Source organism: Halorarius halobius (assembly GCF_024298865.1).
Lineage (GTDB): Archaea > Halobacteriota > Halobacteria > Halobacteriales > Haloarculaceae > Halorarius > Halorarius halobius.
The window spans coordinates 2053770-2069233 of record NZ_CP101161.1; the positions used below are offsets into that span (position 1 = coordinate 2053770).

Annotated in this window: 27 protein-coding genes; 26 read left to right on the top strand and 1 reads right to left on the bottom strand. The window is 68.1% G+C overall.

What is annotated here, in order from left to right:
• Positions 1-7 precede the first annotated feature (7 nt).
• The 26 genes from NL112_RS10750 (at position 8) to NL112_RS10875 (ending at position 14395) form a co-directional block, all read left to right on the top strand.
• Entirely contained in the window at positions 8-1015 is a 1008-nt protein-coding gene (locus NL112_RS10750) for a 50S ribosomal protein L3 (protein ID WP_255148834.1), read from the top strand.
• 3 nt (positions 1016-1018) lie between these two features.
• Positions 1019-1765, top strand: coding sequence for a 50S ribosomal protein L4 (gene rpl4p, locus NL112_RS10755; RefSeq protein ID WP_255148835.1), 747 nt, complete (start codon positions 1019-1021; stop codon positions 1763-1765).
• A complete protein-coding gene (locus NL112_RS10760; RefSeq protein ID WP_255148836.1) occupies positions 1762-2010 on the top strand; it encodes a 50S ribosomal protein L23 in 249 nt (82 codons plus the stop codon). Before rpl4p ends, NL112_RS10760 begins: the two co-directional genes overlap by 4 nt.
• A 2-nt stretch (positions 2011-2012) precedes the next feature.
• Entirely contained in the window at positions 2013-2750 is a 738-nt protein-coding gene (locus tag NL112_RS10765) for a 50S ribosomal protein L2 (protein ID WP_255148837.1), read from the top strand.
• Positions 2747-3169 (top strand): 30S ribosomal protein S19, encoded by a 423-nt coding sequence (locus NL112_RS10770; protein WP_255148838.1) that lies wholly within the window; start codon positions 2747-2749, stop codon positions 3167-3169. Before NL112_RS10765 ends, NL112_RS10770 begins: the two co-directional genes overlap by 4 nt.
• Before the next feature lies 1 nt (position 3170).
• Positions 3171-3632 carry a 50S ribosomal protein L22 gene (locus tag NL112_RS10775; protein ID WP_255148839.1) on the top strand — a complete coding sequence of 154 codons (462 nt, stop codon included), beginning with the start codon at positions 3171-3173 and terminating at the stop codon, positions 3630-3632.
• Complete coding sequence (locus NL112_RS10780) at positions 3632-4630, top strand: 30S ribosomal protein S3 (protein WP_255148840.1); 999 nt, start codon at positions 3632-3634, stop codon at positions 4628-4630. Before NL112_RS10775 ends, NL112_RS10780 begins: the two co-directional genes overlap by 1 nt.
• Positions 4630-4887, top strand: a complete 258-nt coding sequence (gene rpmC / locus NL112_RS10785) for a 50S ribosomal protein L29 (protein WP_255148841.1) — start codon at positions 4630-4632, stop codon at positions 4885-4887. The genes NL112_RS10780 and rpmC overlap by 1 nt, the downstream gene beginning before the upstream one ends.
• Before the next feature lie 2 nt (positions 4888-4889).
• Positions 4890-5168 (top strand): ribonuclease P protein component 1, encoded by a 279-nt coding sequence (locus NL112_RS10790; RefSeq protein WP_255148842.1) that lies wholly within the window; start codon positions 4890-4892, stop codon positions 5166-5168.
• The gene (locus NL112_RS10795) at positions 5159-5485 is read left to right on the top strand and encodes a 30S ribosomal protein S17 (RefSeq protein ID WP_255148843.1); all 327 of its coding nucleotides are present in this window, start codon (positions 5159-5161) and stop codon (positions 5483-5485) included. Before NL112_RS10790 ends, NL112_RS10795 begins: the two co-directional genes overlap by 10 nt.
• Positions 5485-5883 (top strand): 50S ribosomal protein L14, encoded by a 399-nt coding sequence (locus NL112_RS10800; RefSeq protein WP_255148844.1) that lies wholly within the window; start codon positions 5485-5487, stop codon positions 5881-5883. Before NL112_RS10795 ends, NL112_RS10800 begins: the two co-directional genes overlap by 1 nt.
• A gap of 2 nt (positions 5884-5885) precedes the next feature.
• The gene (gene rplX, locus NL112_RS10805) at positions 5886-6239 is read left to right on the top strand and encodes a 50S ribosomal protein L24 (RefSeq protein ID WP_255148845.1); all 354 of its coding nucleotides are present in this window, start codon (positions 5886-5888) and stop codon (positions 6237-6239) included.
• Complete coding sequence (locus NL112_RS10810) at positions 6236-6937, top strand: 30S ribosomal protein S4e (protein WP_255148846.1); 702 nt, start codon at positions 6236-6238, stop codon at positions 6935-6937. Before rplX ends, NL112_RS10810 begins: the two co-directional genes overlap by 4 nt.
• Positions 6930-7460, top strand: coding sequence for a 50S ribosomal protein L5 (locus tag NL112_RS10815; RefSeq protein WP_255148847.1), 531 nt, complete (start codon positions 6930-6932; stop codon positions 7458-7460). The genes NL112_RS10810 and NL112_RS10815 overlap by 8 nt, the downstream gene beginning before the upstream one ends.
• The gene (locus NL112_RS10820; protein ID WP_255148848.1) at positions 7457-7633 is read left to right on the top strand and encodes a 30S ribosomal protein S14; all 177 of its coding nucleotides are present in this window, start codon (positions 7457-7459) and stop codon (positions 7631-7633) included. Before NL112_RS10815 ends, NL112_RS10820 begins: the two co-directional genes overlap by 4 nt.
• A gap of 2 nt (positions 7634-7635) precedes the next feature.
• A complete protein-coding gene (locus tag NL112_RS10825; RefSeq protein ID WP_255148849.1) occupies positions 7636-8028 on the top strand; it encodes a 30S ribosomal protein S8 in 393 nt (130 codons plus the stop codon).
• 2 nt (positions 8029-8030) lie between these two features.
• Positions 8031-8564 (top strand): 50S ribosomal protein L6, encoded by a 534-nt coding sequence (locus NL112_RS10830; protein ID WP_255148850.1) that lies wholly within the window; start codon positions 8031-8033, stop codon positions 8562-8564.
• Positions 8564-9370, top strand: coding sequence for a 50S ribosomal protein L32e (locus NL112_RS10835; RefSeq protein WP_255148851.1), 807 nt, complete (start codon positions 8564-8566; stop codon positions 9368-9370). Before NL112_RS10830 ends, NL112_RS10835 begins: the two co-directional genes overlap by 1 nt.
• Entirely contained in the window at positions 9367-9807 is a 441-nt protein-coding gene (locus NL112_RS10840) for a 50S ribosomal protein L19e (RefSeq protein WP_255148852.1), read from the top strand. Before NL112_RS10835 ends, NL112_RS10840 begins: the two co-directional genes overlap by 4 nt.
• A gap of 2 nt (positions 9808-9809) precedes the next feature.
• On the top strand, positions 9810-10367 hold the full coding sequence (locus NL112_RS10845; protein ID WP_255148853.1) for a 50S ribosomal protein L18: 558 nt from the start codon (positions 9810-9812) through the stop codon (positions 10365-10367).
• A complete protein-coding gene (locus NL112_RS10850) occupies positions 10360-10995 on the top strand; it encodes a 30S ribosomal protein S5 (RefSeq protein WP_255148854.1) in 636 nt (211 codons plus the stop codon). Before NL112_RS10845 ends, NL112_RS10850 begins: the two co-directional genes overlap by 8 nt.
• Entirely contained in the window at positions 10995-11459 is a 465-nt protein-coding gene (locus NL112_RS10855; protein ID WP_255148855.1) for a 50S ribosomal protein L30, read from the top strand. Before NL112_RS10850 ends, NL112_RS10855 begins: the two co-directional genes overlap by 1 nt.
• Positions 11459-11953, top strand: a complete 495-nt coding sequence (locus NL112_RS10860) for an uL15m family ribosomal protein (protein WP_255148856.1) — start codon at positions 11459-11461, stop codon at positions 11951-11953. The genes NL112_RS10855 and NL112_RS10860 overlap by 1 nt, the downstream gene beginning before the upstream one ends.
• Positions 11953-13464 carry a preprotein translocase subunit SecY gene (gene secY, locus NL112_RS10865; RefSeq protein WP_255148857.1) on the top strand — a complete coding sequence of 504 codons (1512 nt, stop codon included), beginning with the start codon at positions 11953-11955 and terminating at the stop codon, positions 13462-13464. The genes NL112_RS10860 and secY overlap by 1 nt, the downstream gene beginning before the upstream one ends.
• A gap of 117 nt (positions 13465-13581) precedes the next feature.
• Positions 13582-13914, top strand: a complete 333-nt coding sequence (locus tag NL112_RS10870; RefSeq protein WP_286672162.1) for a DMT family transporter — start codon at positions 13582-13584, stop codon at positions 13912-13914.
• A gap of 178 nt (positions 13915-14092) precedes the next feature.
• Positions 14093-14395 (top strand): hypothetical protein, encoded by a 303-nt coding sequence (locus NL112_RS10875; RefSeq protein WP_255148858.1) that lies wholly within the window; start codon positions 14093-14095, stop codon positions 14393-14395.
• Here NL112_RS10875 and NL112_RS10880 read toward each other — a convergent pair.
• On the bottom strand, positions 14389-15327 hold the full coding sequence (locus NL112_RS10880; protein ID WP_255148859.1) for a transcription initiation factor IIB: 939 nt from the start codon (positions 15325-15327) through the stop codon (positions 14389-14391). The two genes, NL112_RS10875 and NL112_RS10880, sit on opposite strands and share 7 nt — an antisense overlap.
• Positions 15328-15464 lie beyond the last annotated feature (137 nt).

Consider the following 15464-nt stretch of genomic DNA (forward strand, 5'->3'; position numbering starts at 1 on the left):
GACCAGAATGCCACAACCAAGCAGACCACGAAAAGGCTCGATGGGGTACAGCCCCCGCGACCGCGCCGCCAGCGAGGTGCCGCGGTTCAACAGCTGGCCCGACGACGACGGCCAGCCCGGGCTTCAGGGGTTCGCCGGCTACAAGGCCGGCATGTCCCACGTCGTGATGATCAACGACGAGCCCAACTCCCCCCGCGAGGGGATGGAGGAGACCGTCCCTGTCACGGTCGTCGAGACGCCCGCGATGCGGGCGGCCGCCCTTCGAGTCTACGAGGACACAGCGTACGGCCTCCGGCCGCTGACCGAGACGTGGAGCGATTCGCTCCACGGCGACCTCGGTCGCGCGCTGGACCGGCCCGAGGAGAACAGTTCGGACGCCGACGCCATCCACGACGCCGTCGAGAACGGCGAGGTCGACGACGTTCGCGTCGTCACCCACACCGTCCCCGGCGAGTTGGGCGGCGTCCCGAAGAAGAAACCCGACGTGATGGAGACGCGCGTCGGCGGCGGCTCCGTCGAGGACCGCGTCGAGTTCGCGCTCGACCTGCTCGACGACGGCGGCGAACACGCCATGACGGACGTGTTCCGCGCCGGCGAGTACGCCGACGTCGCGGGCGTCACGAAGGGTCAGGGCACCCAGGGCCCGGTCAAGCGCTGGGGCGTCCAGAAGCGGAAGGGCAAACACGCCCGTCAGGGCTGGCGGCGCCGCATCGGGAACCTCGGTCCGTGGAACCCCTCGCGGGTCCGCTCGACGGTTCCCCAGCAGGGCCAGACCGGCTACCACCAGCGCACGGAGCTGAACAAGCGGCTCGTCGCGCTCGGTGACGAGGAGGTCACGCCGGACGGCGGCTTCGTCAACTACGGCGAGGTCGACGGCGAGTACGCCCTCGTGAAGGGCTCGCTCCCGGGGCCGGACAAGCGGCTCCTCCGGTTCCGCCCTGCCATCCGCCCGAACGACCAGCCGCGCCTCGACCCCGAGGTCCGGTTCGTCTCCACCGCATCCAACCAGGGCTAATCCATGAAGGCAACAGTACGAGACCTGGATGGCGCGGACGCGGGCGAGGTCGACCTGCCGGCCGTCTTCGAGACGGGCTTCCGGCCGGACCTCATCCAGCGTGCGGTCCGTGCCGCCCAGGCCAACCGACGTCAGGACTACGGCACCGACGAGTTCGCGGGCCTGCGCACGCCGGCCGAGTCGTTCGGCTCCGGCCGCGGCATGGCCCACGTGCCCCGCGAGAACGGGCAGGGTCGCCGCGTCCCGCAGACGGTGGGCGGCCGCAAGGCTCACCCGCCGAAAGCGGAGAAGGACCGCGGACTCGACGTGAACACGAAGGAACGCAAGCTCGCCGTCCGGTCGGCCATCGCGGCCACCGCCGACGCCGAGCGCGTCGCCGAGCGCGGCCACGCGTTCGACGGCGATCTCGAACTCCCGCTCGTCGTGACAGACGAGTTCGAGGAGCTCGTCAAGACGAAGGAGGTCGTCGCGTTCCTCGAATCGGTCGGCGCCCACGCCGACATCGAGCGCGCCGAGGACGGCAAGACGGTGCGTGCCGGCAAGGGGAGCAACCGCGGCCGGAAGTACACCGAACCGTCTTCGGTCCTGTTCGTGACGAGCGAGGAGCCGTCGACTGCGGCCCGCAACCTCGCGGGCGTCGACGTCGCCACCGCGGCGAACGTCTCCGCCGAGGACCTCGCGCCCGGCGCGGAGGGCGGTCGACTGACCGTCTGGACCGAGAGCGCCCTCGAGGAGGTGGCCGACCGATGACGATTCGGTATCCGCTGGTCACCGAGAAGGCGATGAACGACATGGACTTCGACAACAAGCTCCAGTTCATCGTCGACGAGTCGGCGAACAAGCCGACCATCCGCGAGGCCGTCGAGGAGCAGTTCGACGTCGTCGTCACCGGCGTGAACACGCAGATGACGATGGACGGCGAGAAGAAGGCCGTCGTCCGTCTCTCCGAGGACGACGACGCACAGGAAGTCGCCTCTCGCATCGGGGTGTTCTGAAGATGGGACGACGAATCCAGGGACAACGTCGCGGTCGCGGCACGCCCACGTTCCGGGCGCCGTCGCACCGCTACAAGGCGAACCTGTCGCATCGCAACGTCGAGGACGGCGACGTCGTCGCCGGCACGGTCGTGGACATCGAACACGACCCCGCCCGGTCGGCGCCGGTCGCGGCCGTCGAGTTCGACGACGGCGACCGCCGACTCGTGCTCGCGCCCGAGGGCGTGGGCGTCGGCGACTCGATTCAGGTCGGCGTCTCCGCGGAGATAGCGGTCGGGAACACGCTCCCGCTCGCGGAGATCCCGGAGGGCGTCCCGGTCTGTAACGTCGAGCGCCAGCCCGGCGACGGCGGGAAGTTCGCCCGCGCGTCGGGCGTCAACGCCCAGCTTCTGACCCACGACCGCAACGCGGCCGTGGTTCAGTTGCCGTCGGGCGAGGTCCGCCGCCTCTCGCCGGAGTGTCGTGCCACCATCGGCACGGTCGCCGGCGGCGGTCGGACGGAGAAGCCGTTCGTCAAGGCCGGCAACAAACACCACAAGATGCGCGCACGCGGCACGAAGTGGCCGAACGTGCGCGGTGTGGCGATGAACGCCGTCGACCACCCGTTCGGTGGCGGCGGCCGCCAGCACCCCGGCAAGCCGAAGAGCGTCTCCCGCGACGCGCCGCCGGGCCGGAAGGTCGGTGACATCTCGTCCCGGCGCACCGGTCGGGGCGGCAAAGGAGGGAACGACAACAAATGAGTTCCGAGTACCAGACCGGCCGCGAGGGCGAGTTCAGCTACCGCGGTCACACGCTCGACGAGTTGCAGGAGATGGCGCTCGACGAGGTAGCGGAACTGCTCCCCGCTCGACAGCGGCGAAGTATCACGCGTGGTCTCACGACCGAGCAGGAGAAGCTCGTCGAGACGGCCCGCTCGCGTGGCGAGGAGGAGACGGCCAACGACCCGATCCGGACGCACCTGCGGGACATGCCCGTCCTGCCGGAGTTCGTCGGGCTCACGTTCGCCGTCTACGACGGCCACGAGTTCGAGCGCGTCGAGGTCGAACCCGAGATGCTCGGGCACTACCTCGGCGAGTTCGTCCTCACCCGAACGTCGGTCGAACACGGACAGGCCGGCATCGGGGCCACGCGCTCCTCGAAGTTCGTGCCCCTCAAATAACATGGGAATCAGCTACTCAGTCGACGCGGACCCGGACACGACGGCGAAAGCGATGCTCCGGGAGCGTCACATGAGCCACAAGCACAGCAAGGCCATCGCCCGCGAGATCAAAGGGAAGACGGTCGCCGACGCCGTCGAGTACCTGGAAGCGGTCGTCGCCGAGGAGCGGTCCGTCCCGTTCAAGTCGCACAACTCCGGTGTCGGTCACCGGAGCGACATCGACGGCTGGGACGCGGGCCGCTACCCCGAGAAGGCCTCGAAGGCGTTCCTCGACCTGCTGGAGAACGGCGTCAACAACGCTGACCACCAGGGGTTCGACGGCGAGACGATGGTCATCGAGCACGTCGCCGCCCACAAGGTCGGCGAGTCGCAGGGCCGCAAGCCCCGCGCGTTCGGTCGCGCCTCGGAGTGGAACACGCCGCAGGTCGACGTCGAACTCGTCCTCGCGGAGGTGGAGGAATAATGGCCGACGAACAGCAGTTCATCGACCAGGGCCTCCAGCGCACCCAGATAGACGAGTTCTTCGCCCAAGAGCTGTCACGGGCCGGCTACGGCGGGATGGACCTCGCCCAGACGCCGATGGGGACCCAGATCGTCCTCAAGGCCGAGAAGCCCGGGATGGTCATCGGCAAGGGCGGGAAGAACATCCGGAAGCTCACGACCCAGATCGAGGAGCAGTTCGACCTCGAGGACCCGCAGATCGACGTCCAGGAGGTCGAGGAGCCGGACCTGAACGCCCAGATCGTCGCCGACCGGCTGGCCAACGCCCTCGAGCGTGGCTGGTACTTCCGGAAGGCGGGCCACACCACCATCGACCGCATCATGGACTCCGGCGCGCTCGGCGCCGAAATCGTCCTCTCGGGCAAGGTCACGGGCGCACGCTCCCGCGTGGAGAAGTTCAACCGTGGCTACATCAAGCACAACGGCGAGCCCGCCGAGGAGATCGTCGACCGCGGCGACGGTACCGCCGTGATGAAGCTCGGTACCATCGGCGTGCAGGTGCGTATCATCCCGCCGAACGCCGAACTCCCCGACGACTTCGAGATCGCCGAGGACGCCGACATCGAGGAGTACATCGAGGAGGCCGAGGAGGGCGTCGACGACCTGCTCGCCGAGGCCGACGAGGCGCTCGACGACGAGGTCACCAAGGACCGCGACGACCTCGAGCCCGAGGAGCCGGCCGAGCCGGCCGACGACGTCGCCGAGGAGGAAATCCTCGAAGAGGAGCTCGACCCCGAGGAAGGGGAAGCGCCCACCTCGCCGCCGGACTCCGAGGAGGACGTCGAGTCCGAACTGGAGGAACTCGAGGAGGAGATCGACGACCTCGACGAGGAGACCGAGGCGGACGCCGAGGAACTGATGGACGAGATGGACGACGCCGCCGAGAGCGACGAGGCGGACGAGACCGACGAGGCCGACGAGGCCGACGCTGACGACGACACCGAGGAGGTCGACGAGTAATGGCCATCGTTCACGTCGAGGAAATTCGGGACATGACGCCTGCCGAGAGGGAGGCCGAACTGGAGGACCTCGAGACGGAACTGCTGAACTCGCGTGCCGTGCAGGCCGCGGGTGGCGCCCCGGAGAACCCCGGGCGAATCAAGGAGCTTCGCCGCACCATCGCGCGGATCAAGACGGTCCAGCGCGAGGAAGGCGATCTCGACAGCGAGGCTTCGGCCTCGGACAGCGCGAGCGGCGATAGCCGCGAGCAAGAGTAAGTATGGACCCCCGAACCCTGCCCCGACACGAACTCGCCGGCCTCCGCGTGGAGGTCGTCGACTCGCCCAACGCCGACCTGGTCGGCGTGAGTGGCACGGTCGTCGACGAGACGACCAACACCCTCGTCGTCGGGACGGGCGACGGGCCGAAACAGGTGCCGAAGGCGGCCGCGACGTTCCGCTTCCACGTCGATGGCGAGCGCGTCATCGTCGACGGCGAGCGACTCGTCGCGCGTCCGGCCCGACGCACCGAAACCACTGCTACCAGCAAATGGCGCTAGGACTGAACGTATCGGAACCCGAGGAGGCCTGCTCCGACGAGAACTGTCCGTTCCACGGCGAACTCGCCGTTCGCGGACAGACGCTCGAGGGCACGGTCGCCTCTACCGACATGGAGAAAACCGTCGTCGTCGAACGCGAGTACGACGTCAAGGTACCCAAATACGACCGCCTCATGAAGCGGCGGTCGCGCGTTTCCGCGCACCACCCTGACTGTCTCGACCTCGCGGTCGGCGACACGGTTCGTATCGCAGAGACACGACCGCTCTCGAAGACGAAGAGCCACGTCGTCATCGAACGACTCGGAGGTGAGGAGTGATGCAGGCGCTCAACGCCGACGTCACCCAGGGCCTCGAAAAGGGCTCGCTCATCCGGTGTGCGGACAACACCGGGGCCCGCGAGCTGAAGGTCATCTCCGTCTCCGGCTACTCCGGGACGAAGAACCGCCACCCGAAGGCGGGGCTCGGTGACAAGATCACCGTCTCCGTCACGAAGGGCACCCCCGAGATGCGTCGACAGGTGCTCGAGGCCGTCGTCGTCCGCCAGCGGAAACCCATCCGCCGGCCGGACGGCACCCGGGTCAAGTTCGAGGACAACGCGGCGGTCATCGTCGACGAGAACGAGGACCCGCGCGGGACCGAACTGAAGGGTCCCATCGCGCGAGAAGTGGCCGAGCGGTTCGGCAGCATCGCCAGCACGGCGACGATGATACTGTAACGATGACGAAACAGCCAGACAAACAGCGAACCCGACAACGGCGCGCCCCGCTTCACGAGAAGCAGCGGCAGGTCCGTGCCCACCTCTCGGAGGACCTCCGAGAGGAGTACGGCACCCGGAGCGTCCGCGTCAACGAGGGCGACACCGTCGAGGTCCAGCGCGGCGACTACGCCGGCGAGGACGGCGACGTCATTGCGGTCGACCTCAAGGACGCGGTCGTCCACGTCGAGGACGTGACCCAGGAGACGGCCGACGGCGAGGAGGTGCCTCGTCCGCTCGACGCCTCGAACCTCGTGGTGACGGACCTCGACCTCTCGGACGAGAAGCGCGAGGCACGCCTGGAGGACAACGAATGACGCACCACCAGAAACGACTCTCCGTCCCGGACTCGTGGCCGGTCGAGCGCAAGGAGAACACGTTCACCGTGAAGGCCGACGCCGGCCCGCACGGCGAGGCAGGGGTCCCCCTGCTGATTCTCCTACGCGACGTCCTCGAGTACGTGGACTCGAAGAAGGAGGCACGGTACGCGCTCGAACAGGACTCCGTCCTCGTGAACGGCCAGCCCATCAGCGACGAGGAGCGGCCTATCGGGATGTTCGACATCCTGGCGTTCACCGAGCGCGAGGAGTTCTACCGGGTGTTCCCCGACGAGGGCGGTCGGCTCTCCCTGACCCCCATCGACGAGGACGCCGCCGGCTCGCGACTCGGCAAGGTCACGGGGAAGCGGCAGGTCCCCGGCGGGGAGACGCAGTTGACGCTCCACGACGGGGCGACCCTGCTCACCGACCGCGAGGACATCGACCCGAACGACTCCATCGTCGTCTCGAACGACGACAAGGACGTCGTCGCGCACTTCCCGTACGAGGAGGGTGCGCTGGTGACCGCCGTCGCCGGCACGCACGCGGGCGACATCGGCACCATCGACGAGATTCAGGTCACCGCCTCGTCGTCGTCGAACAACGTGCTCGTCGAGCGCGACGAGGGTCGCTTCGAGACCATCGAGGAGTACGTCGTCGTCATCGACGAGAACTTCACGGGTGATGACGATGAGTAGCGAGAGCGCCGACGCGGAGTTCCACGAGATGCGCAAGCCGCGCGTCGAGAAGGTCGTCGTCCACATGGGCGTCGGCCGCGGTGGCCGCGAACTCGCGGACGCCGAGGACATCCTCGCCGAGGTCGCCGGCCAGCAGCCGGTCCGCACGCAGGCCGAGCGGACGCTCCAGGACTTCAACATCCGGGAGGGCGACCCCATCGGCGCGAAGGTCACCCTGCGCGACGAGGACGCCCGCGAGTTCCTCGAGACGGCCCTGTCGCTCGCGGACATCGACGCGCGCCAGTTCGACGAGACGGGCAACTTCAGCTTCGGCGTCGAGGAACACACCGAGTTCCCGAGCCAGGAGTACGACCCCGAAATAGGCATCTACGGGATGGACGTCACGGTCAACCTCGTGCGGCCCGGCTACCGGGTCCACAAGCGCGACAAGGCGAGCCGGCAGATACCCCAGCGACACCGCCTGAACCCCGAGGACGCGGTCGCGTACCTCGAAAGCGAGTTCGGCGTGGAGGTTACGGAATGAGCGAAGCAGATCAGACAGAGACGGGCGAGCAGGCCACGAAGCGGACCGGCCAGCTTCACGAGTGCCAGCGGTGCGGCCGCAAGCAGGGGCTCGTGAGCAAGTACGACATCTGGCTGTGTCGGCAGTGCTTCCGTGAGATCGCCCGTGACATGGGATTCAAGAAGTACAGCTAACGATGGCGGACAACGACCCACTGGCCAGCGCCCTGTCGGGTATCGACAACGCGGAGGGCGTCGGCCATCTCCGACACACGGTAGAGCCCGCCTCGAACGAAATCGGCTCCGTGCTCGAGGTCCTCGCGGACCGCGGCTACGTCGACACGTTCCAGTTCGTCGACGACGGGAAGGCCGGGAAGTTCGAGGTCGAACTGAAAGGAGCGATCAACGCCTGTGGTACGGTCAAGCCCCGCTACTCGGCGGGCGCCGGCGAGTTCGAGAAGTGGGAGAAGCGGTTCCTCCCCGCCCGCGACTACGGGACGCTCGTCGTCTCGACCAGCCACGGGATCATGAGCCACTACGAGGCCCGCGAGGAGGGCATCGGTGGCCAGGTGATCGCATACGTATACTGACGATGAAGCGAGAACTACAGATTCCGGACGACGTCACCGTGACGCAGGACCATCTCGACCTGACCGTCGAGGGGTCCGAAGGCAGCGTCACCCGGCGGCTCTGGTATCCGGACGTCAGCGTCTCCGTCGCGGACGGCGCGGTCGTCATCGAGTCCGACGCCGACGACGCGAAGACGACGGCGACGGTCGGGACCTTCGAGAGCCACGTCACCAACATGTTCCACGGCGTCACCGAGGGGTGGACCTACCGCATGGAAGTGTTCTACTCGCACTTCCCGATGCAGGTCGACGTCGACGGCGACGAGGTCGTCATCGAGAACTTCCTCGGCGAGAAGGCGCCGCGTCGCGTCCCCATCCACGGGGACACCGACGTGGAGGTCGACGGCGAGGAGCTCACCCTCTCGGGACCGAGCATCGAGGACGTGGGCCAGACCGCCGCGGACATCGAACAGCAGACCCGCGTCCAGGGGAAGGACACCCGCGTCTTCCAGGACGGCGTGTACATCACCGAGAAACCGAAGCGAGGTGAGGCCTGATGGCAGACGACGACACCGAGGAAGTCGACGCCGAGGAGGAACAGGACGCCGCCGACGAGCAGCAGGCGGCCGACGCCGAAGACGAACAGGAGGTCGACGCCCAGGAGGAAGGTCCCGAACAGTTGACCGACATCAGCGGCGTCGGCAACGCGAAGGCGGCCGCCCTCGAGGGTGCCGGTTACGAGACCGTCGAGGACGTGAAAGCGGCCTCCCAGTCGGAGCTGGCCGAGGTCGAGGGCATCGGCAACGCCCTCGCGGCCCGCATCAAGGCCGACGTCGGCGGCCTCGAGGTCGCCGAGGAGACCGAGGCCGAGGTCGAAGACGAGACCGAGGAGCCCGACGAGGAGGCCGAGGAGGAAGTCGAGACCGAACTCCAGCCCCGCGGGCTGGTCGACAAGACCCCCGACCTCTCGGAGAACGAGAAGCGGCTCCTGGCCCAGCGCAAGCGGGTCTCCACCCCGCAGTTCAACCGACAGGACTACCACAAGAAGAAGCGGACGCCCACCTCGTGGCGGCGTCCCCGCGGCGGCCTCTCCAAGCAGCGGAAGGGCGTCAAGGGGAAGGGCCCGAAGGTGGAGGCGGGTTACCGCACCCCCGAGGCCGTTCGGGGCCTGCATCCGTCCGGCTTCGAGGAGGTTCACGTCCACAACGTGGACGACCTCGAGGGTGTCGACGGTGACACCGAAGCGGTCCGCATCGGCTCGACGGTCGGCGCGCGCAAGCGCGAGGCCATCGAGGAGGAAGCCGAGGAGCAGGGCATCCGCGTCCTGAACCCGACGTACGTCGAAGTGGAGGTCGAAGAATGACTGACCTGAGTGCACAGAAGCGACTCGCCGCTGACGTCCTCGACGTCGGGAAGAACCGCGTCTGGTTCGACCCCGAGCGACAGGGCGACATCGCCGACGCCATCACCCGCGAGGACATCCGCGAACTCGTCGACGAGGGGGCTATCGCCTCCGAAGACGCGAGCGGGAACTCGCGGGGACGTGCCCGCGAGCGCGCCGAGAAGCGCTCGTACGGCCACCGGAAGGGACAGGGGTCCCGGAAGGGGAAACAGGGCGGTCGCTCCGACGAGAAGGAGGACTGGCAGTCTCGCATCCGTGCGCAGCGGCGCACGTTGAAACAACACCGCGACGAGGGCGACATCGACTCGTCGGCGTACCGTGAGCTGTACGACATGGCTTCGGGCGGCGAGTTCGACTCCGTCGCGGACCTCGAACGTTACATCGAGAACAACTACTGACCATGGCAACCGGACCACGCTACAAAGTGCCGATGCGGCGTCGCCGCGAGGCACGGACGAACTACCACCAGAGGTTGCGCCTGCTGAAATCGGGCAAGCCCCGGCTGGTCGCCCGCAAGAGCAACCAGCACACCAGGGCGCAGCTGATCGTGACCGGACCGAACGGCGACGAGACGGTGGCGAGTGCGACCTCGAACGACCTCGCGGAGTACGGCTGGGACGCCCCGACGGGCAACCTGCCGGCCGCGTATCTCACCGGCCTGCTGGCGGGCATTCGCGCGCTGGAGGCCGACGTCGAGGAGGCCGTGCTCGACATCGGGCTCAACACCGCGACGCCCGGAAGCAAGGTGTTCGCTGTACAGGAAGGCGCCATCGACGCCGGCCTCGACGTGCCGCACAACGACGACGTGTTCGCCGAGTGGGACCGCACGCGCGGTGGCCACATCGCCGAGTACGCCGAGTCGCTGGACGACGAGCTGTACGCCGGCGACTTCGACGCCACCGAACTGCCCGCCCACTTCGACGAGGTGCGGGAGACGCTGATGGAGGACAATGAGTAACAACGGCTGGGAGCCGCAGACGCGGCTCGGACGACAGGTCGCTGAGGGCGATATCACCGACATGCGGCAGGCGCTCGAATCCGGGCTCCCGCTGAAGGAGCCGGAGCTCGTCGACCAGCTCCTGCCGGGCCTCGAAGACGAGGTGCTGGACATCAACATGGTCCAGCGGATGACCGACTCCGGCCGCCGGGTGAAGTTCCGGTGTGTCGTCGTCGTCGGCAACCGCGACGGCTTCGTCGGCTACGCGGAGGGCCGCGACGACCAGGTCGGCGGCGCCATCCAGAAGGCCATCGACATCGCCAAGCTGAACATCATCGACGTCTCCCGCGGCTGTGGGTCGTGGGAGTGTGGCTGTGGCCGCCCGCACACGGTCGCGCTGCGGACGACCGGCAAGGCCGGCTCCGTCGAGGTCGAACTCCAGCCCGCTCCGCGTGGTCTGGGGCTGGCCGGCGGTGAGACCGTCCGGCACGTGCTGGAACTCGCGGGTATCGACGACATCTGGACGCGCTCGTCGGGCAACACCCGGACGACGGTCAACTTCGCGAAGGCGACGTTCAACGCCCTGCGCGCGACGGCCGAGGCGCGGGTGCCCCAGCGCACGCTCGAACAGCGCGAGGTGATCGAGTGATGGAGGCCATCGTCCAACTGCGCGGCGAGGTGAACCAGAGCCAGGGCGTGCGCGACACGCTCGGCATGCTGAACCTCCACCGCGTCAACCACTGCGTGCTCGTCCCGGAGACGGACACCTACCGCGGGATGATCACGAAGGTGAACGACTGGGTCGCCCACGGCGAGCCGTCCGTCGAGACGGTCGAACTGCTCGTCGAGACACGGGCCGAACCCGCCGAGGGCGACGCCGACATCGACGACGAGTGGGTCGCCAACAACACCGACTACGACGACGTGGCCGCGCTGGCGGCGGCGCTGGTCGACGAGGAGACGACCCTGCAGGAGCAGGGGCTCTCGCCGACGCTTCGCCTGCATCCGCCACGTGGCGGCCACGACGGCATCAAACACCCCACGAAGGAGGGTGGGGCCCTCGGGAAGCAGTCGACCGAGGAGATCGACGACCTCCTGCGAGAGATGCGATAATGACATCGAAGAAACGACGCCAGCGCGGTTCGCGAACGCACGGCGGTGGCTCCCACAAGAAGCGCCGCGGCGCGGGCAACCGGGGCGGGCGTGGACGTGCGGGCCGCACGAAACACGAGAAGGCGAACTACCCGCCGCAGGGCAAGAAGGGGTTCTCGACGCCCCAGAAGCAGCAGCGGACCGTCGAGACAGTCAACCTGCGCGAACTCGACGAAGACGTCCCGCTGTACGTCGAGGAGGGTATCGCCGAGGAGTCCGGCGACGGCTACGCCATCGACGCTCGCGACGTGGTCGACGCCGGCTCCGACGTGGACGTGGTGAAGGTGCTCGCCGGCGGCCAACTCCACGAGAGTCTCGAAGTCACCGCCGACGCGTTCTCCGAGGACGCCGAGGCGAAACTGGCGGACGCGGGCGGTGAGGCCGTGCTCACGGAGCACGGCGAACAGCTCGCGGCCGAAGAAGCTACAACCGACGAGGACGACGAGGACGAGTAATGAGTTGGAAGGAGACCGCCGAACCGGTACTCTCGCGGATGCCCAACGTGTCCCGGCCCGAGGGTCACGTTCCGTTCCGCCGCAAACTGGCGTGGACGGCGGGCGTCCTCGTGCTGTACTTCTTCCTGACCAACATCCTCCTGTTCGGGTTGGCCGAACGGGGGAGCGACGCGTTCGGTCAGTTCCGGTCCATCCTCGCGGGTGGACAGGGCACCATCCTGCAGCTGGGTATCGGCCCCATCGTCACGGCCTCCATCGTGCTGCAGTTGCTCGGCGGTGCCGACCTGCTCGGTCTCGACACGAACGACCCGCGCGACCAGGTGCTGTATCAGGGCCTCCAGAAGCTACTGGTGGTCGTGATGATCTGCCTGACGGGCCTGCCGATGGTGTTTGCGGGGAGCTTCCTGCCCGCCAGCGACGCCGTCGCCCAACAGCTCGGCATCGGGCTCGTGGGCGTCAAGTGGCTGATGTTCGCGCAGATCTTCGTCGGCGGTCTCCTCATCCTGTTCATGGACGAGGTCATCTCGAAGTGGGGCGTCGGCTCCGGTATCGGCCTGTTCATCATCGCCGGCATCAGCCAGAGCCTCATCGGCGGGTTCTTCGCCACGCCGGGTATCGGGAACCAGACCGGGTTCTTCTACGGCTGGTACCAGATCCTCGTCGGCGAGGCGTCGCTCGGGCCGGTGCTCCAGCCGTCGGGGCTCCAGCAACTGCTCATCGGCCCCGGCCAGTTGCTGTTCCTGCTGACGACCATCACCATCTTCGTGGTGGTCGTGTACGCGGAGTCGGTCCGCGTCGAGATTCCCCTCTCGCACGCTCGCGTGAAGGGTGCCCGCGGTCGGTTCCCGGTGAAGCTCATCTACGCGAGCGTCCTGCCGATGATCCTCGTGCGTGCGCTCCAGGCGAACATCCAGTTCCTCGGGCGCATCCTCTACGCGCAGGCCGGGACGCCCTCGGGCGTCATCGAACTGTTCGGCATGCGGATGCCGTGGCTCGGGGTGTACACGACCTCCGGCGGCACCGCGTCGCCCGTCGACGGGCTGTTCTACTACCTCGCGCCCATCTACTCGTTCCGTGACTGGATGTGGTTCGCCGGGTTCGCCACCAACGAGCCCTGGCAAATCATGCTCCGCATCGCCGTCGACCTGACGTTCATGGTGCTCGGCGGCGCGGTGTTCGCCATCTTCTGGGTTGAGACGACCGGCATGGGGCCGGAGGCGACCGCCGAGCAGATTCAGAACTCGGGGATGCAGATTCCCGGCTTCCGGCAGTCGCCCGGCGTCATCGAGAAGGTGCTCGAACGCTACATCCCCCAGGTCACCGTCATCGGCGGTGCCCTCGTGGGACTGCTTGCGGTCATGGCGAACATGTTCGGGACCATCGGACAGGTCTCCGGCACGGGGCTGCTGCTGACGGTCTCCATCACGTACAAACTGTACGAGGAGATCGCCGAGGAGCAGTTGATGGAGATGCATCCGATGATGCGCCAGATGTTCGGCGGCGGCTCGTAGCTCCGGTCACTGCTCCCCCGTGTTTCTTCCCGACGCCACCGACGAGCCGCGGCAGTCGACCCGATGGCTGGGACGGCGACCGCTGGCTTCTATGCCCCGCCCCGAATACGCCGGCGCATGTCGACGCAACTGGCGTGGCTGTTGCTCTTCGTCGCCGGACTGTTCGAGGCCGCGTGGGCCATCGGGCTGGAGTACTCGGCGGGGTTGACCCGGCTCCGACCCACGGTGGCGACGGTACTGGCGCTCGCGGTCAGCATGGTCCTGCTGGCGAAGGCGGTCCAGGAGCTCCCGGTCGGGACCGCCTACGCCGTCTGGACGGGTATCGGCGCGTCGCTGACCGCCCTCCTCGGCATCTACCTGTTCGACGAGCCGGCGACGCTGCTGCGGCTGGCGTTCATCGGCGTCATCGTGGTGGGCATCGCGGGGCTCCAGATGGTCTCCGCGAGCTGAAACGCCTCGCGGGTGGCCCGTCGTCGTGGCCCGTCGCCCGGACGACGCCGGCTCGTGACCGTCGCCCGACGCGTTCGAGTGGCGGTCGGGTCGGACGGCGACGCACCGCCGGTTCCCGGTGGTGGTCCGGGCGGCCCCCGGGCGCGCAGTTGAAATACTCGCCGTGCGTACAGATAACATGACTCACTCCTACGACGACGCCGCCTACTACCTCGACCGGGCGGGCGGCCGGCTGGCCGCTGGCGACACGACGGCGGCCGTCGAGTCGGTCGCGGCCGCCGCCGCGGCGGTTCGGGGAGCCCCGCCCCGCGGACTGGCCCGGGAGGCGAACGGCTACGCACGTGGGGCCGTGGCCGCGATGCGCCAGCGGCCGCCCGACGTGGAGCGGGCGGAGACGTATCTCGACGTCTGCGCCCGGACGGTCGAGGAGATGGCGGGCTACGAGCGCGCCGAGCTGTTCGGCGCCCGGCCGGCTCAGTAGATTATCTCGTCGTCGAGCGCGTCCATCTGCTCCTGGTAGCGGTTGCGGATGGTGACGACCGTCACGTCGGCCACCTCGCTCACCTCGCTCTGGGTGAGCTTCGGGCCGACGATACGCGACGCCGAGTAGATGGCCGCCGCGGCGTAGCCGGACGGCGACTTGCCCGAGTGGAGCCCCTGTTCGGTCGTCTCCGCGACGACCTCGACCGCCTTCTGCTGTATCTCGTCGCTCACGCTCAACTCGGAGGCGAGCTGTGGGATGTACTGGCGGGGGTCGACGGGCTCCAGCGCCAGGTCGAGTTCCTGTGAGATGTAGCGGTACGTCCGCCCGATTTCGCGGCGGTCGACGCGCGAGACCTGCGTGAGGTCGTCCAGCGAGCGGGGGATACCCTCCTGGCGGCAGGCGGCGTGTAGCGACGCGGAGGCGACGCCCTCGATGGAGCGGCCGCGAATCAGGTCCGCATCGAGGGCGCGCCGGTAGATGACCGATGCGACCTCCCGCACCGAGCGCGGCACGCCCATCGCGGAGGCCATGCGGTCGACCTCCGAGAGCGCGAACTGGAGGTTGCGCTCGCCGCTCTCCTGGGTGCGGATGCGCTCCTGCCACGTCCGGAGGCGGCGCATCCGGTTGCGCTTGTCCGTCGACAGCGACCGGCCCGACGCGTCCTGGTCCTTCCAGTCGATGTCGGTGGTGAGGCCCTTGTCGTGCATCGCCTGCGTCGTGGGCGCGCCGACGCGGGACTTCTCCTGTTTCTCCGTGTGGTTGAACGCGCGCCACTCCGGCCCGCGGTCGATGTTCTCCTCCTCGACGATGACGCCCGTCTCCTCGTCGATGAGTTCGCCGTTGTCGGTGCGAACGAGGTTCTCGGGGTCGATGTCGTCGGCTGTTTCGTCTACCGTACCGTCGTCCTGACGGCGTGAGAGGCGTGTCATGTGTTCCGGTCGAGGGACTGCGTGTATCTTCCGGGGTAACAGCGGCGCGTGGCCGGGAATCCGGACGTACACACGGCTAACGCTGTTGACACACGCCGAGGGCACGGAGCGTGCGTCGACCCTGACTGTCGATTGCT